Annotated in this window: 26 protein-coding genes; 7 read left to right on the forward strand and 19 right to left on the reverse strand. The window is 68.1% G+C overall.

Translation table 11 applies throughout. The features are described from left to right. Window positions 1-625 (reverse strand): hypothetical protein (locus tag MLGJGCBP_RS34570; RefSeq protein ID WP_160101456.1); only part of this gene is annotated, 625 nt, incomplete at its 3' end. 203 nt (window positions 626-828) lie between these two features. On the opposite strand from MLGJGCBP_RS34570, the gene MLGJGCBP_RS34575 reads away from it, so the two are divergent. Next, complete coding sequence (locus MLGJGCBP_RS34575) at window positions 829-2,214, forward strand: DUF349 domain-containing protein (protein WP_087555798.1); 1,386 nt, start codon at window positions 829-831, stop codon at window positions 2,212-2,214. 6 nt (window positions 2,215-2,220) lie between these two features. Here MLGJGCBP_RS34575 and MLGJGCBP_RS34580 read toward each other — a convergent pair whose 3' ends face one another. Then, the gene (locus MLGJGCBP_RS34580; protein WP_087555797.1) at window positions 2,221-2,820 is read right to left on the reverse strand and encodes an Rv2732c family membrane protein; all 600 of its coding nucleotides are present in this window, start codon (window positions 2,818-2,820) and stop codon (window positions 2,221-2,223) included. Continuing rightward, complete coding sequence (miaB, locus tag MLGJGCBP_RS34585; protein ID WP_087555796.1) at window positions 2,817-4,334, reverse strand: tRNA (N6-isopentenyl adenosine(37)-C2)-methylthiotransferase MiaB; 1,518 nt, start codon at window positions 4,332-4,334, stop codon at window positions 2,817-2,819. The genes MLGJGCBP_RS34580 and miaB overlap by 4 nt, the downstream gene beginning before the upstream one ends. Before the next feature lie 210 nt (window positions 4,335-4,544). On the opposite strand from miaB, the gene gluA reads away from it, so the two are divergent. From gluA to MLGJGCBP_RS34605, 4 genes are all read left to right on the forward strand, one after another. Continuing rightward, window positions 4,545-5,273, forward strand: a complete 729-nt coding sequence (gene gluA / locus MLGJGCBP_RS34590; RefSeq protein WP_087555993.1) for a glutamate ABC transporter ATP-binding protein GluA — start codon at window positions 4,545-4,547, stop codon at window positions 5,271-5,273. An 82-nt stretch (window positions 5,274-5,355) separates the two neighbouring features. Then, the gene (locus MLGJGCBP_RS34595) at window positions 5,356-6,189 is read left to right on the forward strand and encodes a glutamate ABC transporter substrate-binding protein (protein WP_160101458.1); all 834 of its coding nucleotides are present in this window, start codon (window positions 5,356-5,358) and stop codon (window positions 6,187-6,189) included. 92 nt (window positions 6,190-6,281) lie between these two features. Next, entirely contained in the window at window positions 6,282-6,962 is a 681-nt protein-coding gene (locus tag MLGJGCBP_RS34600) for an amino acid ABC transporter permease (RefSeq protein WP_072942416.1), read from the forward strand. Continuing rightward, window positions 6,959-7,858: an amino acid ABC transporter permease gene (locus MLGJGCBP_RS34605; protein ID WP_160101460.1), complete on the forward strand. Its 900-nt coding sequence runs from the start codon at window positions 6,959-6,961 to the stop codon at window positions 7,856-7,858. The genes MLGJGCBP_RS34600 and MLGJGCBP_RS34605 overlap by 4 nt, the downstream gene beginning before the upstream one ends. A 141-nt stretch (window positions 7,859-7,999) precedes the next feature. Here the strand turns inward: MLGJGCBP_RS34605 and recX are convergent, their stop codons facing one another. The 13 genes from recX to pgsA form a co-directional block, all read right to left on the reverse strand. Next, window positions 8,000-8,515, reverse strand: a complete 516-nt coding sequence (recX, locus tag MLGJGCBP_RS34610; RefSeq protein WP_160101462.1) for a recombination regulator RecX — start codon at window positions 8,513-8,515, stop codon at window positions 8,000-8,002. An 8-nt stretch (window positions 8,516-8,523) separates the two neighbouring features. Next, entirely contained in the window at window positions 8,524-9,570 is a 1,047-nt protein-coding gene (gene recA / locus MLGJGCBP_RS34615; RefSeq protein WP_087555792.1) for a recombinase RecA, read from the reverse strand. A 144-nt stretch (window positions 9,571-9,714) separates the two neighbouring features. Beyond that, window positions 9,715-9,909, reverse strand: a complete 195-nt coding sequence (locus MLGJGCBP_RS34620) for a DUF3046 domain-containing protein (RefSeq protein ID WP_015890433.1) — start codon at window positions 9,907-9,909, stop codon at window positions 9,715-9,717. Window positions 9,910-9,942: 33 nt separating this feature from the next. Further along, entirely contained in the window at window positions 9,943-11,091 is a 1,149-nt protein-coding gene (locus MLGJGCBP_RS34625) for a glycosyltransferase (RefSeq protein WP_160101464.1), read from the reverse strand. A gap of 27 nt (window positions 11,092-11,118) precedes the next feature. Next, window positions 11,119-12,663: a glycerol-3-phosphate dehydrogenase/oxidase gene (locus MLGJGCBP_RS34630; protein WP_160101466.1), complete on the reverse strand. Its 1,545-nt coding sequence runs from the start codon at window positions 12,661-12,663 to the stop codon at window positions 11,119-11,121. Further along, window positions 12,660-13,292, reverse strand: coding sequence for a TetR/AcrR family transcriptional regulator (locus MLGJGCBP_RS34635; protein WP_160101468.1), 633 nt, complete (start codon window positions 13,290-13,292; stop codon window positions 12,660-12,662). Before MLGJGCBP_RS34635 ends, MLGJGCBP_RS34630 begins: the two co-directional genes overlap by 4 nt. A 77-nt stretch (window positions 13,293-13,369) precedes the next feature. Then, entirely contained in the window at window positions 13,370-14,086 is a 717-nt protein-coding gene (locus tag MLGJGCBP_RS34640; RefSeq protein WP_160101470.1) for a PIG-L deacetylase family protein, read from the reverse strand. A 16-nt stretch (window positions 14,087-14,102) separates the two neighbouring features. After that, complete coding sequence (locus MLGJGCBP_RS50795) at window positions 14,103-14,279, reverse strand: hypothetical protein (RefSeq protein WP_179220114.1); 177 nt, start codon at window positions 14,277-14,279, stop codon at window positions 14,103-14,105. Between the two features lie 187 nt (window positions 14,280-14,466). Continuing rightward, complete coding sequence (gene pspM, locus MLGJGCBP_RS34645) at window positions 14,467-15,243, reverse strand: phage shock envelope stress response protein PspM (protein WP_160101472.1); 777 nt, start codon at window positions 15,241-15,243, stop codon at window positions 14,467-14,469. A gap of 71 nt (window positions 15,244-15,314) precedes the next feature. After that, window positions 15,315-16,145 (reverse strand): PspA/IM30 family protein, encoded by an 831-nt coding sequence (locus MLGJGCBP_RS34650; RefSeq protein ID WP_087555785.1) that lies wholly within the window; start codon window positions 16,143-16,145, stop codon window positions 15,315-15,317. A gap of 154 nt (window positions 16,146-16,299) precedes the next feature. Continuing rightward, on the reverse strand, window positions 16,300-16,686 hold the full coding sequence (locus MLGJGCBP_RS34655) for a helix-turn-helix domain-containing protein (protein ID WP_160101474.1): 387 nt from the start codon (window positions 16,684-16,686) through the stop codon (window positions 16,300-16,302). 71 nt (window positions 16,687-16,757) lie between these two features. After that, window positions 16,758-17,258 (reverse strand): CinA family protein, encoded by a 501-nt coding sequence (locus MLGJGCBP_RS34660; RefSeq protein WP_087555783.1) that lies wholly within the window; start codon window positions 17,256-17,258, stop codon window positions 16,758-16,760. Continuing rightward, window positions 17,255-17,917, reverse strand: coding sequence for a CDP-diacylglycerol--glycerol-3-phosphate 3-phosphatidyltransferase (gene pgsA / locus MLGJGCBP_RS34665; protein ID WP_160101476.1), 663 nt, complete (start codon window positions 17,915-17,917; stop codon window positions 17,255-17,257). Before pgsA ends, MLGJGCBP_RS34660 begins: the two co-directional genes overlap by 4 nt. A 117-nt stretch (window positions 17,918-18,034) precedes the next feature. Between pgsA and MLGJGCBP_RS34670 the strand changes: the two genes are divergently transcribed. Both MLGJGCBP_RS34670 and MLGJGCBP_RS34675 read left to right on the forward strand, forming a co-directional pair. Beyond that, window positions 18,035-18,559, forward strand: a complete 525-nt coding sequence (locus MLGJGCBP_RS34670) for an amino-acid N-acetyltransferase (protein ID WP_087555781.1) — start codon at window positions 18,035-18,037, stop codon at window positions 18,557-18,559. Window positions 18,560-18,633: 74 nt separating this feature from the next. Continuing rightward, window positions 18,634-18,918, forward strand: coding sequence for a YciI family protein (locus MLGJGCBP_RS34675; RefSeq protein ID WP_087555780.1), 285 nt, complete (start codon window positions 18,634-18,636; stop codon window positions 18,916-18,918). Between the two features lie 43 nt (window positions 18,919-18,961). Here MLGJGCBP_RS34675 and MLGJGCBP_RS34680 read toward each other — a convergent pair whose 3' ends face one another. The 3 genes from MLGJGCBP_RS34680 to MLGJGCBP_RS34690 all read right to left on the reverse strand — a co-directional run bounded on the left by MLGJGCBP_RS34680 (window position 18,962) and on the right by MLGJGCBP_RS34690 (window position 23,489). Then, on the reverse strand, window positions 18,962-19,945 hold the full coding sequence (locus MLGJGCBP_RS34680; protein WP_072942466.1) for a TerC family protein: 984 nt from the start codon (window positions 19,943-19,945) through the stop codon (window positions 18,962-18,964). Between the two features lie 209 nt (window positions 19,946-20,154). Then, a complete protein-coding gene (locus MLGJGCBP_RS34685) occupies window positions 20,155-22,785 on the reverse strand; it encodes a DNA translocase FtsK (RefSeq protein WP_160101478.1) in 2,631 nt (876 codons plus the stop codon). An 80-nt stretch (window positions 22,786-22,865) separates the two neighbouring features. Further along, window positions 22,866-23,489, reverse strand: a complete 624-nt coding sequence (locus MLGJGCBP_RS34690) for a TIGR03085 family metal-binding protein (protein ID WP_160101480.1) — start codon at window positions 23,487-23,489, stop codon at window positions 22,866-22,868. Window positions 23,490-23,504: the final 15 nt, after the last annotated feature.

Raw genomic sequence — 23,504 nt, forward strand, 5'->3', positions numbered from 1 at the left:
CGGCGAGCACCTGCCACGGGACGCGCCCGCCGATGCCGAGGGCGGCGCACTCGGCGGGGTCAAGGGCGAGCAGCGCATCCCGGTCGCCGGTGTCGAGGGCCGCGTCGACCCGGGCCTGTACGCCTTCCGCACGGGGGTCGAACGCGCCCGGCGCCTTCGCCGTGAGGGTGTTCGCCCCGTCCGCGACGATCACCAGCCCGCGCGGCTCGGGGTCCCGGTCGAGAAATGCGCGCAGTTCCGCGCCGTACGCGGCGCACTGCTGCGGCGACAGGTCGGCGGCGAGGATCCGCGCGTCGACGACGGCGTCCGGCGCGCACGTTCCCCGGATCCACCCGGCCGTCAGCGCCGCGAGCGGCAGGTCCGGGTTGGGCTCGCCGGCGGGACCGGGCCGCAGTGTGACCCGCACGTCGACGCCGTAGCCGCGGTAGGTGCCCTGCGCGTCGGCCCGCACTTCCACCGCGGTGGGCGCCGCGCCGACCGCCACCCATTCGGTGGCGATCGCGGACAATGCCTTCGCCGCCTCCTGGACCGCGTCCCGCAGCGGCGCCGTCTCCGCAGCGGCCGCCCCGGTCAGTTCGGGTACCAGCAACGGTGGGGACGGCACGAGGATGGCAGCGGTGAACACACAGTCACGCTAGTCGACCGCAGGCACGGACCCGACATCCGATTCGGGCACTGCCGTCAATCGGTACCAACACGGACCGTCCGACCTGATTCAATAGTCCACAGGGCCCGTACCGGGTTGAATGGAGCCAGCACCCGTCCCGGGTCGCATGGAGCCAGTATTGCGTTCAGGCAGCCGTGACGCGCGGCAGAGATGAGGAACCGATGACCGACAGCAGCGACGCGAAGCCCGCCGTGGAGCCTGCCGCTCAGCAGCACGACACACCGAAGCCCAGCGTCCCGAAGCCGGGTGCCGCCGCGAAACCGGGTGCACCCAAGCCCCACCCCACACCGACGCACGCCCTCTCCGCCCCCGCCGTCGCCGCCCCCGCCCACAGTGATCCGAGCGAGTTCGGCCGCGTCGACGACGACGGCACTGCCTGGGTGAAGACCGCGGACGGCGAACGCCAGATCGGGTCGTGGCAGGCCGGAGACGCGGCGGAAGGCCTGGCGCACTTCGGTCGGCGCTTCGACGATCTCGCCACCGAAGTGGCCCTCCTCGAGGCCCGGCTCAATTCCGGTGCGGGCGACGCGAAGAAGACGAAGACGGCCGCGATCGCTCTCGCCGAATCCCTCCCGACCGCCGCGGTGATCGGCGACATCGACTCGCTCGCGGCGCGACTCGACGTCATAATCGCCGGATCCGACGAGGCGGCCGCCCACGCCAAGCACGAGAAGGAACTGTCGCGGCAGGCGCACACCGAACGCAAGGAAGAACTGGCCGCCGAGGCGGAACAGATCGGTGCGGAGTCCACGCAGTGGAAGGCCGCCGGCGACCGGTTGCGCGAGATCCTGGACGAGTGGAAGACGATCCGCGGGATCGACCGGAAGGTCGACGACGCCCTGTGGAAGCGGTATTCCAAGGCGCGGGAGGCGTTCAACCGGCGCCGCGGGGCGCATTTCGCCGAACTCGACCGTGAGCGCGCCGCCGCCAAGACCAAGAAGGAAGAACTCGTCGAGCGCGCGGAGGCACTGTCCGACTCCACCGACTGGGGTCCCACGGCCGGAGCCTTCCGCGATCTGCTCGCCGAATGGAAGGCCGCCGGACGCGCACCACGGGAAGCCGACGACAACCTGTGGAAGCGTTTCAAGGGCGCTCAGGACGTGTTCTTCGCCGCCCGCAACGCCGCGTCCTCCGAACGCGACGCCGAGTTCGAGGAGAACGCGGTCGCCAAGGAGGAGTTGCTGAAGAACGCCGGCCACATCGATCCGTCCAAGGACATCGACGGGGCGAGGGCCGCACTCCGCGACCTGCAGGAGAAGTGGGACGCCATCGGCAAGGTGCCCCGCGAGCGGATGCACGACCTCGAGGGCAAGCTGCGGGCCATCGAGAAGCGGGTCCGCGACGCCGCCGACGAGGAATGGCGCCGCACCGACCCTGAGGCGCTCGCCCGGGCCGCGCAGTTCCGTGAGCGGGTCACGCAGTTCGAGGAGCAGGCGGCCAAGGCCACCGCGGCGGGCAAGACGAAGGACGCCGAGAGCGCCCTCGCGCAGGCCCAGCAGTGGCGCGAATGGGCCGAGGCTGCAGAGGGCGCCGTCAGCGGCCAGTAGGCACGATCAGCCGACGTTCCAGTCGCCGCGTCGCTCCGCTTCGGCGGCAGCGGCGCGGCGTTCCTCTTCCGCGGCCAGTTGCAGCGCGGTCCGGCTCCAGACCACCTTCAGCCAGTGGAACGTCAGCACGATGACGGTGAGCCAGCCGATGATCAGCCCGATGCCCGGTCCGGCCGCCTCGACGCCGGGCGCCGGTGTCTGCCGCGACCAGATGGCGAGCATGCCGAACACGATGGACACGGCGGTTCCCGCGAGGGCCACCCACGCGAGCGCCCAACGGCGGGTGACGAGCGCCAGCATCGACACGACGACCCCGAACACCACCTCGAACCACACGAACAGTCGCGACGGCAGCTTGATCGTCTCCGCGAGGGCGTCGTCCCCGTACACCAGCACTTCCCAGCCGTTGGCGATGCCGGAGTGCGGCAACGTCAGCGAGCCGAGGAGCACGACCACCGCGACGGCGACGACGAGCGCACGCGCCCCGGGGTCGATCTCGCCGGCCACCTTCTTCTCGGCGGCGTCGAAATCCTTCAGGTAGCTCTCGATCGGCTCGTTCGCGTCACTCGGGTCGTCGTGGCGCTGGTCGTCGAACTGCGGGGTCATGCGTTGCATCCCATCTGAGCGGGTAGTGGTGCGGGCGCACCGATCTGCGGCAGTCCGAGTCCCACGCCGATCGGCGGGGTCTTCGGGGTGACTCCCTTCTCGAAGGAGTCGCCTGCGCGGGTGCGGCGGTGGGTCAGGACCGGAGTGTCCGCGACGAGGTGGTGCGGGGCGGCGGCGCTGATCACGATGGTGACGACGTCGCCGGGCCGGACGTTGCCGTCGAGGTTTCCCTCCGGCCGGAAGTGGACGAGCCGGCCGTCGCGGGCGCGCCCGCTCATCCGCGCGGTCTCCGCGTTCTTGCGGCCCTCCCCGGCGGCGACGAGCAGTTCCACCTCGGCGCCGACGAGTTTCTGGTTCTCCTCGAGCGTGATCTGTTCCTGCAACGCGATGAGACGTTCGTACCGTTCCTGCACGACGGCCTTGGGCAGCTGGTCGTCCATGTCCGCTGCCGGGGTGCCGGGCCGCTTGGAATACTGGAACGTGTACGCGCTGGTGAAGCGCGCCTGCCGGACGACGTCGAGCGTGTCCTGGAAGTCTTCCTCCGTCTCGCCCGGGAAGCCCACGATGATGTCGGTGGTGATCGCCGCGTGCGGCATCGCGGTGCGGACCTTCTCGATGATCCCCAGGAACCGCGACTTCCGGTAGGAGCGGCGCATCGCCTTCAGGACGCGGTCCGAACCGGATTGCAGCGGCATGTGCAGCTGGGGGCACACGTTGGGGGTCTCGGCCATCGCCTCGATGACGTCGTCGGTGAACTCGGCCGGGTGCGGGGACGTGAAGCGGACGCGCTCTAGCCCGTCGATCTCTCCGCACGCGCGCAGCAGCGCGGCGAACGCGCCGCGGTCGCGGGGCTGGTCGGGGTCGGCGAAGGAGACGCCGTACGCGTTGACGTTCTGCCCGAGCAGCGTGACCTCCACGACGCCCTCGTTCACCAGGGCCTGCACCTCGGCCAGGATGTCGCCGGGACGCCGGTCGACCTCCTTGCCGCGCAGCGCGGGCACGATGCAGAACGTGCACGTGTTGTTGCATCCCACCGAGATGGACACCCAGCCGGCGTACGCCGACTCCCGCTTGGCGGGCAGCGTCGACGGAAACGCCTCGAGTGCGTCGAGGATCTCGACCTCGGCCCGCTGATTGTGGCGGGCCCGGTCCAGCAGTGCCGGGAGCGAACCGATGTTGTGGGTGCCGAACACGACGTCCACCCACGGCGCCTTCTTCACGACGACGTCGCGGTCCTTCTGCGCCAGGCACCCGCCGACCGCGATCTGCATGTCGGGATTCAGTTCCTTCGCCGGCGCCAGATGGCTCAGGTTGCCGTACAACTTGTTGTCGGCGTTCTCCCGCACCGCGCAGGTGTTGAAGACGACGAGGTCCGGCGACTGCCCGGCGGCCGCCTTCGTGTAGCCGGCGTCCTCGAGGAGCCCCGACAACCGCTCGGAGTCGTGCACGTTCATCTGGCAGCCGTACGTGCGCACCTCGTAGCTGCGGTGAGGGGTCTGGTCGATCGTGTCCACGTATGCCAGGGTACGGCCCGCGCCAAATCGCCTCGTCGCGGCCGGTGTGCGCCAGGACACACGACCGAAGCCGGACAGTAAAGTTTCCGTGACATCCCGAGGATTCTCGGAGCAAATGACAGGTGCTCCCGTTCACAACACATAGGGTCATCGACTATGACGCAAGCCGACGACGCGACGCCGACACCCTCCACGGGCGCGGCCCCGTCCATGATCTCGATGAAATCGGTGAACAAACACTTCGGCGCCCTCCACGTCCTGCAGGAGATCGACCTCGAAGTTCCTCGGGGACAGGTCGTGATCGTCCTGGGACCGTCCGGGTCCGGGAAGTCGACGCTGTGCCGCACCATCAACCGCCTCGAGCCCATCGACTCCGGTGAGATCGCCGTGGACGGCAAGGTGCTGCCTGCCGAGGGCAAGGCCCTGGCCGCGCTGCGCGCCGACGTGGGGATGGTGTTCCAGTCGTTCAACCTGTTCGCCCACAAGACGATCCTCGAGAACGTGATGCTCGCACCGGTCAAGGTGCGGAAGAAGAGCAGCGCCGACGCGAAGAAGACGGCCTACGAACTTCTCGAGCGGGTCGGCATCGCCAACCAGGCGGACAAGTACCCGGCGCAGTTGTCGGGCGGTCAGCAGCAGCGTGTCGCGATCGCCCGCGCACTCGCCATGAACCCCAAGGTCATGCTGTTCGACGAGCCGACGTCCGCACTCGACCCGGAAATGGTCAACGAGGTCCTCGACGTCATGACCTCACTCGCCAAGGAAGGCATGACCATGCTCGTGGTGACCCACGAGATGGGGTTCGCTCGCAAGGCCGGCGACCGTGTCCTCTTCATGGCCGACGGCCAGATCGTCGAGGACTCCGAGCCCGCCACGTTCTTCACCGCTCCCAAATCCGAGCGCGCGAAGGACTTCCTCGGCAAAATTCTCAGCCACTGATCGGAGGGGGCGCCGCTGCGGTGCCCTCTCGGTCGATCGTGCTCCACAGGCAATACCCGTCATTTTCAATTGGAGGAACTCGATGAGGATCAATCGCTCGATTCGTGTGGGAATCGGCGTCATGGCGCTCGCCGTCGTCGCATCTGCCTGTGGCGGAGGTGAAGAGAAGAGCGCCTCCCAGAGCGCGTCGGAGGGCAAGCTCACGGTCGGCATCAAGTACGACCAGCCCGGCCTCGGACTGCGCAACCCCGATGGTTCCTTCAGCGGTTTCGACGTCGAGGTGGCCGAGTACATCGCGGGCAAACTGGGTGTCGCACCCGAGAACATCGAGTTCAAGGAGTCCCCGTCGGCTCAGCGCGAGACGCTGATCCAGAACGGTGAGGTCGACTACGTCGTCGCCACCTACTCGATCACCGACGCCCGCAAGGAGAAGGTCGACTTCGCCGGGCCGTACTTCATCGCCGGACAGTCTCTCCTGGTGAAGTCCGACAACACCGACATCACCGGCCCCGAGTCGCTCAACGGCGGCAAGAAGCTGTGCTCCGTCACCGGCTCCACCCCGGCGCAGAAGGTCAAGGACCAGTACGCGCAGGACGTGCAACTGCAGGAGTTCGACACGTACTCCGCCTGCGTCGAAGCGTTGCGGAACGGCGCAGTCGACGCCGTCACCACGGACGACATCATCCTCGCCGGTTACGCGGCGCAGTATCCGGGCGAGCTGAAGGTGGTCGGCGCGCCGTTCACCCAGGAGCGCTACGGGGTCGGCCTGGCCAAGGGTGACGACGAGACCCGGGCCAAGATCAACGACGCCATCGAGGCGATGATCGCGGACGGTTCGTGGGCACGTGCGTTCAACGAGACCGTCGGCGCGTCGGGCTACCCGATCCCCGCACCGCCGACCGTCGATCGGTACTGAGCAACTCACTCATCCGGGTCGGGCGACTCCCCTTTCGTGGAGTCGTCCGGCCCGGTTCGACACCAACCACCGGTGACCTGGGGAGACGGTAAGTGGACCTACTGAGCAAGTACAGCGATCAGCTGATCGACGCGTTCTGGACGACGGTGCAGCTGACCGCGTTCTCGGCTGTCGGTGCTCTGATACTCGGCACCATCCTCGCGGCCATGCGGGTGTCTCCGATCCCGGTCGCGCGCGGTGTCGGCGCGGCGTACGTGACGATCTTCCGGAACACTCCCCTGACGCTGATCATCATCTTCTGCTCGTTCGGGCTCTTCCAGACGATGGGCGTCAAGCTCGCCCCCGAGCAGTCTCCGACCTTTTTCGAGCAGAACAACTTCCGGCTCGCCGTGCTCGGCCTCAGCATCTACACCGCGGCCTTCGTCTGCGAGTCGTTGCGGTCCGGTATCAACACCGTGCACGTCGGCCAGGCGGAGGCGGGCCGGTCGCTGGGCCTTACGTTCTCCCAGAATCTGCGGCTCATCGTGCTGCCGCAGGCATTCCGCGCGGTCACCGCGCCTCTCGGCAGCGTGCTGATCGCCCTGACGAAGAACACGACCATCGCCTCGGTGATCGGTGTGGCGGAGGCGTCGCTCCTGATGAAGGAAATGATCGAGAACGAGGCCGCCATCTTCGTCGTCGGTGGCATCTTCGCACTCGGATTCGTGATCCTGACCCTGCCGATGGGGCTTCTCTTCGGATACCTGAGCAAGCGATTCGAGGTTGCACGATGAGCAATGCCGCCACCGTCCTCTACGACGCGCCGGGCCCGAAGGCGAAGAACGTCTACCGCCTGATCTCCGTCGCCGTCGCCCTCGCGCTGCTGGGAATCGGCTACCTCGTCTACGCCGCACTCGACGACAAGGGTCAGCTGACCGCGGCGAAATGGGAACCGTTCACCGAATCGACCTCGTGGACCACATATCTCATTCCCGGTATCCGCGGCACCCTCGTCGCGGCCGCCGTGTCGATCGTGTTCGCGTTGATCCTCGGCGCGATCCTCGGCATCGGACGCTTGTCGGACCACCGCCCGGTGCGATGGGTGGCGGGCGGGATCGTCGAACTGTTCCGCGCCATCCCGGTGCTGATCCTGATGATCTTCTCGTACCAGCTGTTCGCCGAGTACGAGGTGTTCAAATCGAAATACCTGGCGCTCGCCGCGGTCATCGTGGGCCTCACGCTGTACAACGGCTCGGTGATCGCCGAAATCGTCAGGGCCGGCATCAACTCGCTCCCCAAGGGACAGAGCGAGGCCGCCATGGCACTGGGCATGCGCAAGAGCCAGGTGATGCGCACCATCCTGCTGCCGCAGGCCGTCACGGCGATGCTGCCCGCGATCATCTCGCAGATGGTGGTCGCCCTGAAGGACTCCGCGCTCGGTTACCTCATCGGCTACGTCGAAGTGGTGCGGTCCGGGCAGCAACTCGGTGCGTTCTACGGCAACTACCTGCCCGCCCTGATCGTGGTGGCGATCATCATGATCGTCCTCAACTACACGCTCACCGTGGTGGCGACCAGGGTGGAGAAGCGGCTCCGCGCCGCCCGGAAGGGCGGAGGCCCCAGGGGCGCCGTTCCCGAACTTCCCGCGGTATCGGTCCCGGGCATGGACATCACCGACAAGCGGCTGTGACCCGGCACTGCTTCTGACACGAACAGCACTGCGCCTGAGACGGCAACTGCGGTCGGATGGGAACTCGGTTCCCGTCCGACCGCAGTGCTGTTGGTCGTTGTGGCGTAGTCAAGTTGTGATCGCGGTCAGGCTGTGTCCGAGTCAGGTCTCGTCGAACAGGCCGTCGGTCTCCGCGCCGGCACGGTCGAGTTGCTCCTTGACCACCTCGAACGCCATGCCCTGGGGGAACCCGCGGCGCGCCAGCATGGACACCAGCCGGCGGACCGCCCGGTCACGGTCGTCCGCCGACACGGTGCGCAGTTTCTTCGCGACCAGTTCGGTGGCTCGCGCTCGTTCGTCTTCGGTATCGATCTGAGCGAGCGCCTCGGTGGCGTCTTCCTGACCAATGCCCTTACGGCGCAATTCCAGTGCGAGCGCACGTTTTCCCTTGCCGGAGTACGTGTGCCGCGAATGCACCCACTGCTGGGCGAAGTCGGCATCGTTGACCAGCCCGACCTCGGTGAGCCGATCCAGTACGCGCTCGGCGATGTCGGCCGAGTAACCCTTCTTCGCCAGACGGTCGGACAACTCCGCTCGACTCCGGGCACGGTCCGTGAGGAGACGCAGGCACAAATCCTTGGCCTGCGTCTCCGTTCCACCTTCGCCCGTGGGACGCACGGCAGCGCCTAGAATTCGACCGGGGCGGCGTCGTCCGTAGCAGCAGCAGTGACGTCGGCGCCGATTCCGAGCTTTTCCTTGATCTTCTTCTCGATCTCGTCCCGGATGTCGGTGTTCTCCAACAGGAACTTGCGGGCGTTCTCCTTGCCCTGCCCCAGCTGGTCGCCTTCGTAGGTGTACCAGGAACCCGACTTGCGAATGAACCCGTGCTCGACACCCATGTCGATCAGCGAGCCTTCCTTGCTGATTCCCTGGCCGTAGAGAATGTCGAACTCGGCCTGCTTGAACGGCGGGGCGACCTTGTTCTTGACCACCTTGACGCGGGTACGGTTGCCCACCGCGTCGGTGCCGTCCTTCAGGGTCTCGATCCGCCGCACGTCGAGGCGCACGGACGAGTAGAACTTCAACGCCTTACCACCGGTGGTGGTCTCGGGGGAACCGAACATGACGCCGATCTTCTCGCGCAGCTGGTTGATGAAGATCGCGGTGGTGCCGGAGTTGCTGAGCGCGCCGGTCATCTTACGGAGCGCCTGGCTCATCAGACGCGCCTGCAGACCCACGTGGCTGTCGCCCATCTCGCCCTCGATCTCGGCGCGCGGGACGAGAGCGGCCACGGAGTCGACGACGAGGATGTCGAGGGCGCCGGAGCGGATCAGCATGTCTGCGATCTCGAGCGCCTGCTCACCGGTGTCGGGCTGCGACACCAGCAGTGCGTCGGTGTCGACGCCGAGCTTCTGGGCGTAGTCGGGGTCGAGCGCGTGCTCGGCGTCGATGAACGCCGCGATGCCGCCGGCAGCCTGCGCGTTGGCGACTGCGTGCAGAGCAACGGTGGTCTTACCCGAGGATTCCGGGCCGTAGATCTCGACGACACGGCCGCGGGGCAGCCCGCCGATGCCGAGGGCGACGTCCAGCGCGATGGAGCCGGTCGGGATGACGGCGATGGGCTGACGGACACCTTCGCCCAGGCGCATCACCGAGCCCTTGCCGAAGTTCTTGTCGATCTGCGCCAGCGCGAGGTCGAGCGCCTTGTCTCGATCGTGTGCCTGTGGTGCCATCGTCGTCCCCATTCTCGAGTCTCATCAGTGATCTGCGGTCAGGTTAGATCCAGGTACCGACAAGAACCGTGACCACCGAACATCTCCAGCATAGGGGAACGTGTGTTCGATTGGCGAGATCGGTCCGTTCGACACGCCGGATTTCTACCGGCGCTGCGGTGGGACGTCGAACTCGGCGCACAGTTCACGCCACACCTCGCGGGGTTCCCGGCCGTCCTCGATGGCCTCGGCGGCGGTCTTGCCCCCGAGGCTGAGCAGCACGTGGTCGACGAGTAGTGCGTCGCCGCGCATCTGCCCGAACTCTTCGCGGACGAGTTCGTGAAATTCAGTCAGTCGCACGCTTCCACGCTAGCCGAACCCCGGGAGGCGCACTCACCGCAGCGCGTCGCGGCACACCTCCACCGGATCCACCACGTCCGCGATGCTCCGCGCGGCCTTCTGCGCGGCCTCCGCGTGGGCGCCGTTCGAGAGCACCCGGTCGACCGCCGCACGGAGCGCCTCGGCGCTCGGGGGACGCACCACGACGGCACTCCCCTGCCGCGCGGCGCGATTCGCGAGTTCCCACTGATCGCCGCCGCCGGGGACCACCACCGCCGGGACACCCGCGAGCAGGGCCTTCGCCAGCATTCCGTGTCCCCCGCCGCAGACGACGACGGAGGCCTCGCGGAGCATCGCGTCCTGACGTCCGAGACCCGCTCGCACCCAGGGCGGAACCGCGGCCGAAGATCCGTCCAGGATCGACGCGATCACGCGGACGCCGGCCCCGTCGAGCCCGGCGAGCGTCGTCTCGAGCATGCCCTCGGCACCGGTGAACGCGGTCGACGGAGCCACCATGACCAGCGGATCGGTGCCGTCCGGCGGCTCGAGCACCTCGTTCGTCGGTTCCCACAGCAGCGGCCCGACCACGTGCGCCTCCGCGGGCCAGTCCGGTCTCGGCACCTCGAGCGCGGGGAGCGTCGCAATCAGCCGGCGCACCGGTCCAGGATCCTTCGCCGGCAGCCCGACGCCGACCCGGGCCTCGGAACGCTGCCGCTCGCCCTGCCGGATCGACCGCGCCGTCGCCGCCCGCATGAGCGTGTCGCGTGCCCGACCGCGAATTCCCACCCCCGGAGCCAACCCGCTTCCGATGGGCGGCAATCCCCTGGACGCTGCATACAGCGGGTGCGGGGACAACTCGACCCACGGAATCCCCAGCCGCTCCGCGGCCATGCCGCCGCCTGCGGTGAGGATGTCCGAGACCACGAGGTCGGGTCCCATCGCGCGCAGGTCGGGGAGCAACTCGGTGGAGATGTGCGCGGCGCGGGCGTGGATGCGCGCGCCCGCATCGAGGTCGTCGTCCGTCGGGCGGGGCGCGAGACCTTTCAGCACCTCGGCAGGCACACCGGCCGCCCGCGCGGGCTCGACCCACCGGGTGCCGGTGAACAGGACCGGTTCGTCCCCGGCCCCGATGAACGCGAGGCACAACGCCAAGGCAGGAAAGGCATGTCCGGGATCAGGCCCGGCGACCACGGCGACACGCACGAAGCACAGGGTGTCACACTGCCGGCGTCACCGTTTCTCGAACACGGCTTCGGCGGCGGCGAGGGACCGCGCACGGTCGGCGGGGACGAGGCCGATCCGGGTGCGCCGGTCGAGGAGGTCGTCGACGTCGAGTGCCCCCTCGTGGGTCACCGCGAAGTCGAACTCGGCGCGGCTCACGTCCACACCCTCGGCGATCGGAGCCAGCAGTTCCGGGACGGCGGCGGCGATCAGCGCCGCCTCCGTTCCGTAGCGGGCGAGCAGCGCCGGCGGGGCCGAAACCTGGCGCAGCGCTTCGGGAGTCGCGGCGCCGACGAGCGGGAGGGCGCGCGTCCGGCACGGGCGCGCGTCCAGTCCCGCCGCCGCCACCGCCGCGTCGACGGCGTCCTCCGCCATCTTCCGGTACGTGGTCAGCTTGCCGCCCACCACACTGACCAGACCGGTGTCCGAGCGGAGGACGGCGTGGTTGCGCGAGAGGTCTGCGGTCGATCCGTCGCCGGTGTCGAGCAGCGGTCGCAGTCCGGCGAACGTGCCGAGGACGTCCGAACGCTGCAACGGCACCTCGAGTGCGGTGTTGACCGTGTCGAGCAGGAAGTCGATCTCCTGCTCCGACGCTTCCGGGACGTCGGGGACGGGTCCCGGCGCCGCCTCGTCGGTCAGGCCGAGGTACACGCGGCCGAGCTGCGCGGGCAGCGCGAAGACGAAGCGATTGGTCTCCCCCGGAATCGGAACCGTGAGCGCCGCGGCCGGGTTCCCGAGCCGCTCGGCCGGGAGGACCAGATGTGTGCCGCGACTGGGCCGCAACGTGATCGACGGATCGATCTCACCCGACCACACGCCTGCCGCGTTGATCACGGCGCGCGCCGTGATCGACAGTTCCGCGCCGGTCAGTTCGTCGCGCAGGGTCGCGGACGTCCCGGTCACGTCGTAGGCGCCCGTCCGGGTGAGCACCTTCGCGCCGTGGAGCGCGGCGGTGCGCGCGAGGGACACCACGAGCCTGGCGTCGTCGACGAGTTGGCCGTCGAATGCCATCAGACCGCCCCGAAGACCGTCCCGGCGCACCGCGGGGGCCAGTTCGACCACCCGGTCCGCCCGGACCGTCCGCGATCGCGGCAGGACCGCCGACGGTGTGCGAGCGCTCGCACGCAGCAGGTCGCCGGCGAGGAATCCCGTGCGGACGAGCGACTTCCCGAACCGCGTCGTGGAATCGAGGACGGGGACGAGCTGTGGCAGTGCCCGGACGAGGTGGGGCGCGGTGCGGGTCATCAGGATTCCGCGTTCGACCGCGCTCTCGCGGGCGATGCCGACGTTGCCCGACGCCAGGTACCGCAACCCGCCGTGGGCCAGTTTCGAACTCCACCGGCTGGTCCCGAAGGCGAGGTCCCGCTTCTCCACGAGCACGACGTCGAGGCCGCGTGACGCCGCGTCGAGCGCGACGCCGGCGCCGGTCACGCCGCCACCGATCACCAGGACGTCGACGCGTGCGCCGTCCGACAACTGGTCGAGTTCGCGTGTCCGGCGCGCGGCGTTCAGCGCCGACGAGCGGCTCACGGGCGGCGTACTGGAGTGGGTCACCGGTCTCCTCGATCTGTCGGGGGGGTGTCGGCTGCGGCGGGCGCCAGATAGGCGCCGACGGCGTGCCGGAGTTGTTCGGTCAGGGCGTCGCCGGGAAGTTCCTCGGCGACCATCACGGCCGACTGGACCGCGGACTGCGCGATCAGCAGCACCATGGTGGCGATCTGACGGCTGTCCCCCGCGCGGATCGAGCCCTGGTCCTGCCCCGCCGACACCGCGCCCGAGACCTGGTCGATGATCGCCCGCTGGCTGGTACCGAGCCGCTCGAGGATGTAGGTGGTGAACAGTTCCTGATCCGAGCGCAGGATCTTCACGAACAGCGGATGGTCACGCACCTCGGTGGACACGCGGACCACGGCGTCGACCAGTTGACGGTGAACCGATTCCTCGGCGGAGAATTCGGGCATCACGGCAGCGATCTCGCGGGTCATGAGGTCGGCGACCACCGCCCTGGTGTCCGACCAGCGCCGGTAGACGGTCGGCCTGCTGACCCCGGCCCTCCGCGCGACCTCCGCCAGGGTGGTGCGGCGCAGTCCGAAATCGAGGATGCACGAGCGTGCGGCGTCGAGAATGGAGTCTTCGACGCTCGCTGAGGTGTCGTCACGCGACGGTGGATTACGAATAGACATTGTATGTAACACCGTAACGCATGAATCCCCCGCCGGCACCATCCCGCGCATCGTCACGATCATGGTCCGTCGCGAACTCAGCCGAAGTAGTAGAGCTCGAATCCCACCGCGCGTTCGGCGTCGAATCCCGGTTCCGGTCCGGTCACCATCTCGACCTGAGCCCGTGCCTGCTGCCCCACCGGCACGTCGCTGAGCGCTTCCAGGTAGTGGACGTGCTCGGCCAGGGAGAGCACCGCCCGATCCACCGTGTGGGTGACGTCCACGGCGTGGGTGGGGGTCATCGTGTGGACCGCTACCCACCGGACTCCGCGCCACGGCGGCAATCCCGACTCCCCCAGTTCGGGGAAGATCCATTCGTTCGCGGCGTCCGCGGTGGCGTCGAGGACGGCTCGGCCGAGAGCGCGGTGGTCCGCACTGTTCAGCTGCCCCGGCCCCCAGGTGTCCCCGAAGTTCGCCGTCACCACGAGATCCGGGCGATGACGACGGATCGCCGTGGCGAGGTCACGTCGGAGCGCGAGACTTTCGACGAGAGTGCCGTCGGGGTAACCGAGGAACTCGACGTCGGTCACCCCCACCACGGCCGCGGAGCGCCGTTCCTCCGCCTCCCGCAGCGGGCCCGACGCCGTCGGGTGCAGGCCCGCGATCCCGGCCTCTCCGCTGGTGGCGAGCACGTAGCGGATGTCTTTGCCCTGCCCGGTCCAGCGCGCCACCGCGGCCGCTGCGCCGTATTCGATGTCGTCGGGGTGCGCGACCACGACGAGCCCACGATGCCAGTCCTCCGGTACCGGTTCCATGGGTAGAGCATGCCCGTCAGCTACGGGTGATGTCCGATTTCTCGCCGGATCCCGACATCGCCTTGATCAACAGGTACACACCGAATACGACTGCGCTGACGACGAGAATCCAGAACAGGCCCTTGACGAGGGCACCGATCACTGCGAGGGCGATCCAGATCGCCGCGACAGCCAGAACAATCTTCCAGAACATGATTTCCTCCACTCACGTCTCCCCGATCGATTTCTGCGCCCGACGTCCGGTCGACCCCATGTATCGGGTACGCACACCAGCCTGGCACGCCGGCTCGGGTAAATCACCAGGTCAACGTAAAGATCAGGGAAAGATCAGGGTTCTCACCCACACGAGGTCCCCAGGGGCGTTCCGTCGACCGACGACGTCAGCGGTAGCGGCGAACGATGTCGTCGATCTCGCCGAGGGCCGCCGCGAGGCCGGCGAGCTTCTCGGTCGCCGACACCAGTTCCGCGCGTTCGTAGGCGAGTTCGCCGACGGCGCTCGCCGTTCCGGGCACGGCGACCTCGGCGGCAGCGGCCACCAGTTCCTCGAACTGTTCGACGCCGTCGGCGAGTTGCCCGGCGGCCGAGGCGATCGCCCGGTGGAGCGGCGCCGCCGCGGCCCGGCTCCCCCGGGCGGCGTCCTCCATGGACGTGATGTCGAGGGCCACCGCCTGCAACGCGGCTGCCGCGGAGCGGGCCGTGGCATGGGTGTCCTCGATGTCCTCGGCGCTGATGGTCCCGGACCGGGACAGCACTCCGAGGATGCCGTGCAGTGCTCGTTCGCTGTGCACGAGTCGCTCCATCGGCTCGCGGGCGGCCGAGGACGGCGCCGGAAGCACCCGGCGGGCAGGCAGACCCGGCGGCAGGGTCACGGCGTCGAGCTTGCGGTAGCGGCTGACGGCCAGCACCGCGGGAACCGCGAATACGACTGCTCCCCCACCGGCCATCAGCATCGACCACTCCGGCGCAGCCATCAGGGCGAGACCGGCGGCGCCGGTGGCCGAGGATCCGGACACGATGCCGTACCGCTTCGCGCGACGCCGGGCCCGCCGCTTCTTCCGCAGGAGGCGTTCACGAGGGTCGCGCCACCGCTGCGCCGCGTCCGCGACGGACTCACCGGCCTCGCGCAGTGCGCCCTGGATCCCGGCGAGCCCGGACACGACAGTGGCCGACCGGACTGCACGTCCAGGTCGGCCACGTCGGGTGGAACTCATGCTCACAGGCGATTCGGTTACTGCGCCGTGCCGGTCTGGCCCGCGGCAGGCGGCTGCTTGTCGAGGTTCGGATTGGCGGCGGGGGTCGCCGGTGCGCCTGCGGCACCGCCGGAGGGCAGAGCATCGCCCTTCATGGAGGCCCGGATCTGCTCGAGCCGGCTGTGTCCGGCCATCTGGATGCTCGCCTGCTGCACTTCCATCATGCGGCCCGACACCGAGTTCTGTGCCAGCTCTGCAGAACCGAGGGCATCGGCGTAGCGCCGCTCGATCTTGTCGCGCACGGCATCGAGGCTGGGTGTGTTGCCGGGAGCGGAGAGGGTGCTGTCCATCGAGCGCAGCGACTCACTGACCCGTTCCTGCATCTTGGCCTGCTCGAGCTGGCTGAGCAGCTTGGTGCGCTCCGCGACCTTGGCCTGCAGGGCCATCGCGTTCTGCTCCACGGCCTTCTTCGCCTGGGCAGCTGCCTGCAGCGACTGGTCGTGCAGTGCCTTGAGGTCCTCGACGCCCTGCTCGGCGGTGACGAGCTGAGCGGCGAACGCCTCGGCGGCGTTGGTGTACTGGATCGCCTTCTCGGTGTCGCCCGCGGTCTGCGCCTGGTCGGCCAGGTTGACGGCCTGACGGGCGTTGGCGTTGAGCTTCTCCACCTCGTCGAGCTGTCGGCTGAGCTTCATCTCGAGCTGGCGCTGGTTGCCGATGACAGACGCGGCCTGCTGCGACAGGGCCTGGTGCTGACGCTGCGCATCCTCGATCGCCTGCTGAATCTGAACCTTGGGGTCAGCCTTCTCATCGATCTTGGAATTGAAGAGCGCCATCAGGTACTTCCATCCCTTGACGAAAGGATTAGCCATGGGTTTGATCCTGCCTCCATCTGTTGCGCCGCGCGATGCGCGACCCGACACGCGACCGTCACGCACCGGAACAAGGGCTGCGCCCCGACTACCTGGCTCACCCGCCGACGAGATCGGCGGTTGACTGAAATCTATCGGTTCGGCCCGGGTGTTGCTATGCGGCAGCCAGCGCCTGCGCGGGTGCGGGGATGACCACCCGGGTGTCGCGGGCGATGGTCGTCGAACCCGGTCGTGCGCTCGCGGCGGGGGCCTCTGCGGGCGCGGATTCGACCGCGTGCCGCTCGGTGTCCGCACGCTTGGCCGTCGACCCGTCGGACAGCGATTCGCTGACGTCGACGAGCACGTCGGACAGTGGGACCGCCAGCGCGTCGCAGATCGCCGCCAGGAGCTCACTCGAGGCTTCCTTGCGCCCTCGCTCGACCTCGGACAAGTACCCGAGGCTCACACGAGCACTGTTGGAGACCTCACGCAGGGTCCGGCTCTGCGAAACGCGCGTACGCCGAAGACTGTCACCGATTGCCTCACGCAATAGCAGCGCCATCTCGCTCCTCCTTCATCCGTCACCTGTCTCGCCTATCTCAACGCGCGAACAGGACCGATTGGTTCCCGACCTTAGCCTGCGGATGTTTCCTGCACACGATCGAGGAGTCCCGACACGGCGGCGGAAACCGCAGATTTCCGGATCTGCCACCGGTCGCCGGACAATCCGAGCTCGAGGACCGACGTTCCGGCCGCCCCGGAAATGCTGAGGAACACCGTGCCGACGGGATGTCCGTCCTGCGTGTCGGGGCCGGCGACACCGGTCAGACCGACGCCCCAGTCGGCGCCGCAGCGGGCGCGGGCACCGTTCGCCAGCGCGTGTGCCGTGGACGCCGCCACCGGCCCGTCCTCCGACAGTCGGGTGGGATCCACCCCGGCGAGGGTGGCCTTCAGGTCGGTGGCGTAGACGACGAGTCCGCCGCGGAGCACGTTGCTCGCGCCGGGCACACCGGCGATGGTCGCGGTGAGCAGTCCCGCGGTGAGTGATTCCGCGGTGGCGACGGTCTCGCCCCGAGCCGTGAGCACGGCGACGAGGTCGGCTGCCCGCGTGCCGTCCACCAACGGGTCGGTCACGCCCCGGTGCTCGCGTTCGCCTCGACCTTGTGCACCCCGGCCCGCAGGCGGGCGGCCTGCACGACGTAGTCCAGCCCGGTGACCACCGTCAGCAGCACGGCCGCACCCATCAGCACCCATCCGATGATGTCGAATCCGTCCGGCAGCGGCAGCAGGTAGAACCCGATCGCGATCGTCTGGACGAGGGTCTTGAGCTTGCCGCCCCGGCCGGCGGGAATGACGGCGTGCCGCAGGACTGCGAACCGGAGCAGGGTGATGCCCAGTTCCCGGACCGCGATCACCGCGGTCACCCACCAGGGCAGGTCGCCGAGAATCGACAGACCCACGAGGGCGGCACCGATCAGCGCCTTGTCCGCGATGGGGTCGGCGAGCTTGCCGAAATCGGTGACGAGGCCGTACTTGCGGGCGAGTTGACCGTCGATCCGGTCGGTGATGGCGGCGACGGCGAACACGCCGGTGGCGATCAGGCGCCACGTCGTCGAGTGTCCGTCGCCGACGAACAGCACGACCAGGAAGACGGGGACCAGCAGGATCCGGAGAATCGTCAGGATGTTCGCGATGTTCAGCAGTGGTACGGCCGTCTCACTCGCGGGCTCGACCGTCGGATCCGGGACCGCCGGGTTGTCAGCGGCCGTCCAATCCTCGCGCTGCGCGCTCATCGGAGCACCGCAGCGTCGAACTGCACCCCGGGACGCGGCGGGGAGTGGGAGGGATTCGTAGGTCGTACCGGCACGTGCCTAAGAATATCGGTACGGCCGTTGGCTAATGTTCACGACATGACTTCTCGGACGCCGGACACCGCCGACAATCAGCTGATCGTGCGGCGAGCACGAACCTCCGACGTTCCCGAGATCAAGCGCCTGATCGACATCTACTCCGGCAAGATCCTGCTCGAGAAGAACCTCGTGACCCTGTACGAATCCGTTCAGGAGTTCTGGGTGGCCGAACGCGACGGCAACGTGATCGGTTGTGGCGCAATGCACGTGCTGTGGGGGGACCTCGGCGAGGTACGCACGATCGCGGTCGATCCGTCGGCCAAGGGCCAGGGAGCCGGCCATCACGTGGTGGCCAAGTTGATCGAGGTCGCGCGGGAACTCGAACTCGAGCGTCTGTTCGTTCTCACGTTCGAGGTCGACTTCTTCGGCAAGCACGGATTCGTCGAGATCGACGGCACACCCGTCACCGCCGAGGTGTACGCGGAGATGTGCCGGTCGTATGACACCGGTGTCGCCGAGTTCCTCGACCTGAGCTACGTCAAGCCGAACACCCTCGGCAACACCCGAATGCTTCTCACCCTCTGAAATCCCAGTGCGTGAGACAGATGGGCCCTGATCCCATTTTTTGTCAGATGTACCCGTCCCGAGAGAGCGAGAACATGTCCCTGTTCGTAGTGGAGTACACGTATTCGGCCGATACCGTCGCCGGACGCGACGAGCATCGCCCCGCCCACCGGGAGTGGCTCGGTGAGCTGGCCGAGCAGAAGACCGTCGTGTCGTCCGGCCCGTTCGCCGACGGCAGCGGCGCGTTCATCCTCGTCGACGCCGCCGACGTGGCGGCCGTGGAACAGCTCTTCACCAACGACCCGTTCGCCCGTAACGGCCTGGTGACGGCCACCCGGATCGTCGAATGGGTTCCGGTACTCGGCGCATTCAGCTCCTGAACCGCCGAGCACCGGACACCCTCGAGCACGACGCCCGGCGGAGCTACTTCGCCGGCGTCGCGTTCCGCGTCTTGAGGAGGCTGGCGACGGTCGTCACTGCCAGCACACCGATGATGACGGCGAGCGAGAACACCGTCGACACCTCCGGCACGGCCACGTGCTCCCCGCCGTTGATGAAGCCCAACGTGTTCTCGTGCAGAGCGTGCAGAACCAGCTTGACGCCGATGAACGCCAGGATGATCGACAGGCCGTACGACAGGTACACCAGGCGATCCAGCAGGCCGCCGATCAGGAAGTACAGCTGACGCAGACCCATCAGCGCGAACGCATTAGCCGTGAACACCAGGTACGGCTCCTGGGTGAGCCCGTAGATCGCGGGGATCGAGTCGAGCGCGAACAGCACGTCGGTGAATCCGATGGCGACCAGCGCGAGCAGCAGCGGCGTCACGACGCGCTTGCCGTTGATCCGCGTGACGAGCTTGTCGCCGTCGTAGGTGTCCGTGGTGGGGAGGATCTTCTTCGCGATGGCCACGATCTTGCTGTCGCGCTCCTCCTCCACTTCCTTCTCGTGCCCGTGATCTCGCACCAGCGTATACGCGGTGTAGATGAGGAACGCGCCGAACAGGTAGAACACCCAGCTGTAGGCGTTGATCGCCGCGGCGCCGACGCCGATGAAGATTCCGCGCATCACCAGCGCCATCACGATGCCGATCAGCAGCACCTTCTGCTGGTACTCCCGTGGCACCGCGAACGTGCCCATGATGATGACGAACACGAAGAGGTTGTCGACCGACAACGCCTTCTCGGTGACGTAGCCGGCGAAATACTCGCCGCCGTACTGACTTCCCCACAGCCACATCACGATCAGGCCGAAGAGGATGGCGACGCCGATATAGACCGACGACCAGAACGCCGACTCACGGAACGTGGGGGCGTGCGGGGTGCGCACGTGAGCGAAGAAGTCGAACACGAACAGTCCGAGAATCACCACACAGGTGATGACCCAGACCAGCGGTGACACATGCATTTACACAGACCTCCGGTAGACCTAGTGGGTACCGGAGGTCTCTCCCGCCGCACCGGAATCACTGTCCGAGCGACTGACAGCCCCGGATCGGCAATGGTGCCGATCGTGTTGACGATGCTGTCACAGAGGTGGGGATACTCCCCTCCAATTCGGTCACCATTCAACCACAGTGCGCGCGAACCGTACATTTCGGACACGCGCACCGGGTGTCATTCCTGGTCGGGCGGCGCCTCGTCCGGGTCTCCACCACGGATCGACCACAGCAGGCCGTCCAGTTCCTCGGGCTTGATGAGGACCTCGCGGGCCTTCGAGCCCTCGCTGGGGCCCACCACTCCCCTGGTCTCCATCAGGTCCATCAGGCGGCCCGCCTTCGCGAATCCGACCCGCAGCTTGCGCTGCAGCATCGACGTGGACCCGAACTGGCTGGAGACGACGAGTTCCACCGCCTGCAACAGCACGTCCATGTCGTCGCCGATGTCGGGGTCGACGTCCTTCTTCTCCCCGACCTTCGCTGCGGTGACACCGTCGGTGTACTCCGGCTCCGCCTGGTTCTTGCTGAAATCGACGACGGCAGAAATCTCTTCGTCGGTGATGAACGCACCCTGCAGGCGGGTCGGCTTGCCCGCACCCATCGGCAGGAACAGCCCGTCACCCATACCGATCAGCTTCTCGGCGCCGGGCTGGTCCAGGATGACCCGGGAGTCGGTCAGGGACGACGTCGCGAAGGCCAGCCGGGACGGCACGTTGGTCTTGATCAGACCCGTCACGACGTCCACCGAGGGCCTCTGGGTGGCCAGCACGAGGTGGATGCCGGCGGCGCGGGCCTTCTGGGTGATGCGGACGATCGCGTCCTCGACGTCGCGCGGTGCGGTCATCATGAGGTCCGCGAGTTCGTCGACGATGGCGAGGATGTACGGGTACGGCCGGTAGACCCGTTCGCTGCCGAGCGGCGCCGTGATCTCACCCGACTTCACCTTGGAGTTGAAGTCGTCGATGTGGCGCACCCGGTTGGCCTGCATGTCCTGGTAGCGCTGTTCCATCTCCTCCACCAGCCAGGCCAGCGCGGCGGCGGCCTTCTTCGGCTGGGTGATGATGGGCGTGATGAGGTGCGGAATGCCCTCGTACGGCGTCAACTCCACCATCTTGGGGTCGATGAGGATCATCCGCACCTCGTCGGGTGTGGCGCGGGACAGCAGCGACACCAGCATCGAGTTCACGAAGCTCGACTTACCGGAACCGGTGGAACCGGCCACCAGCAGGTGCGGCATCTTCGCGAGATTGGCGCTGACGAAGTGGCCCTCGATGTCCTTGCCGAGACCGATCACCAGCGGATGGTGGTCCTTGCGGGTGCTCGGGGCGGTGAGCACGTCGGCGAGGCGCACCATCTCGCGGTCGGAGTTGGGGACCTCGATACCGACGGCGGACTTGCCCGGAATCGGCGCGAGCAGGCGCACGTTGTCGGTGGCGACGGCGTACGCGATGTTGCGGGCGAGCGCGGTGATCTTCTCTACCTTCACACCCGGGCCGAGCTCCACCTCGTAGCGGGTGACGGTCGGGCCGCGGGTGAATCCGGTGACGGCGGCGTCGATCTTGAACTGTTCGAGGACCTCGGTGATGGCCTCGATCATCGCGTCATTGGCCGAACTGCGCATCTTCGGCGGATCGCCATCGATGAGCAGGGACGTCGGCGGCAGTGTGTAGTCGCCCTCGACCACCCGGTCGGTGACGAACTTGTCGACGTCGGGCAGCGGTTCCGGTTCGGGTTCCGGCTTCGGGGCGACGACGGGCTTGGCCTTGGCGCGCGCCGGTTTCGGGGCGGGCGCCGGGGCTGGGACGGGTTCCGCGGCGGGCTCGGCCTCCCACAGCCTGAGCACCTCCGTCTTCGCGGTGTCCCCCACGTCGTACTCGTCGGTGGGATAGTTGTCGGCCGGGGCACCCCGGACCCCGCTCTTGTAGTCGTCGACGGGGTAGCCGTCGGCGTCGAACAGAGTGGGGTCGTACTCGCCCTCCTCGTAGTACTCGCTGTCGTAGTCGGCGTAGTGGTCGCGGCCGAACGACGTTCCGAAGTATGACTGCAGTTTGCCGGGCACCTCGCGGATCGTGGTTCCGGTCAGGAGCAGGACGCCGAACAGCGCCGCCATCAGCAGCAGCGGCGCGGCGAGCCACACGGTGATGCCGTCGGTCAGCGGACCGCCCGCCGCATACCCGACGAAACCGGCGCCGCGGGCCCTGCCGTCGGCGTCGGTGGGCGAACCGGTCGCGATGTGCCACAGGCCGAGAACCGGCAGACCGACAAGCAACGACCCCAGCACCAGCCGCGGCCGGATCTCGGGTTTCGGCTCGGTCCGCATCAGGATCACCGCGACGGCGACACCGATCAGGGGCAGGACGGCGGACGCCCCGCCGAACACGGCGCGGACACCGGTCTCGATCCATTCGCCCACCGGACCTCCCGCGGAGAACCAGATTCCGCCGGCGACGACGACGCTGATCGCGATCAGTCCGAGGGCGATGCCGTCGCGCCGATGGCCCTGCTCGATCTCGGCCGCCTTTCCTACGGTGCGGGTGGTGGCCCCGACGCCCTTCGCCACGAGCGACCAGCCGGCGCCGATCCCCCGGCCCACCGACTTCAGCGGAACGGATGCGGACGCCTTCTCCGCGGCGGGCCTCCGGGCTCCGCCGCGGGAGCCGCCGCCACGCGGCGACTTGGAATCTCGCGGAGCGCTGACCGTGCGAGTCGTGCGGGACTTGGGCTTGGACGACGTGGCCGAGCCGCCTCGCACGCCCGTCCTCGCCGTGGACGTAGTGCTCGAACCGCGGGCGCTCGCCTTACCTGCCATGGCTCTCAGATTAGTCGCTACGGCACCTTCCGGACCATCCGCAACACCCGTAACAGCGATAGAGCTGCGTCGAAATGGCCTCAGAACCCTCGGTCGAGGGAGGTCACGGCCTCGATGTCGGCGGCCTCACCCTCGGTCTCGATCCGCACCTGATTCCGGCCGAACGCGTGCAGGGCGAGTTCCGACGGTTCCCCCCGCAGGACCACCCGGCCGGTGCCGGCGGTGCGGACGGTGGCCTGCTCCCCGGACGGCCGCTCGAGCACCACCGTCACCGGGGCGTGCCGGTAGCCGAGTTTGCCGACCTTGCGCGCCAGACCCCACAGCGCGTCCTGACGCTCGCCGGGCAGCACGCGCGGCTCCCATCCGTCGTGGGCTCGGCGCACGTCCTCGTGGTGGACGAACATCTCCCCCAGGTTCACCTGCGCGTCCACCCAGTACATCGGCGACCACCTCGGCGGGCCCGACCGGACGTCGTCCAGCAGCCGGCTCCACGGACGCGTCGCCGTCTCGTTCTGGACGCGTTCGGTGTACCCGGCGAGCAGGCCCACGACTATGCCCGGGGCAGCGTCGAGGCGTCGTTCGCGCACGATCAGGTGGGCGGCCAGATCCCGGTTGGTCCACGTCCCGCAGAGGGTCGGGGCGTCGGGACCGAATTCGGCCATCGAGTCAACGAGGGCGAGGCGTTCATCTCGGGCGAAGGTCACCCGACCGAATGTACC

Origin of the sequence: Rhodococcus sp. T7 (genome assembly GCF_009872365.1) — a bacterium.
In the GTDB taxonomy this organism is placed as follows: domain Bacteria; phylum Actinomycetota; class Actinomycetes; order Mycobacteriales; family Mycobacteriaceae; genus Rhodococcus_F.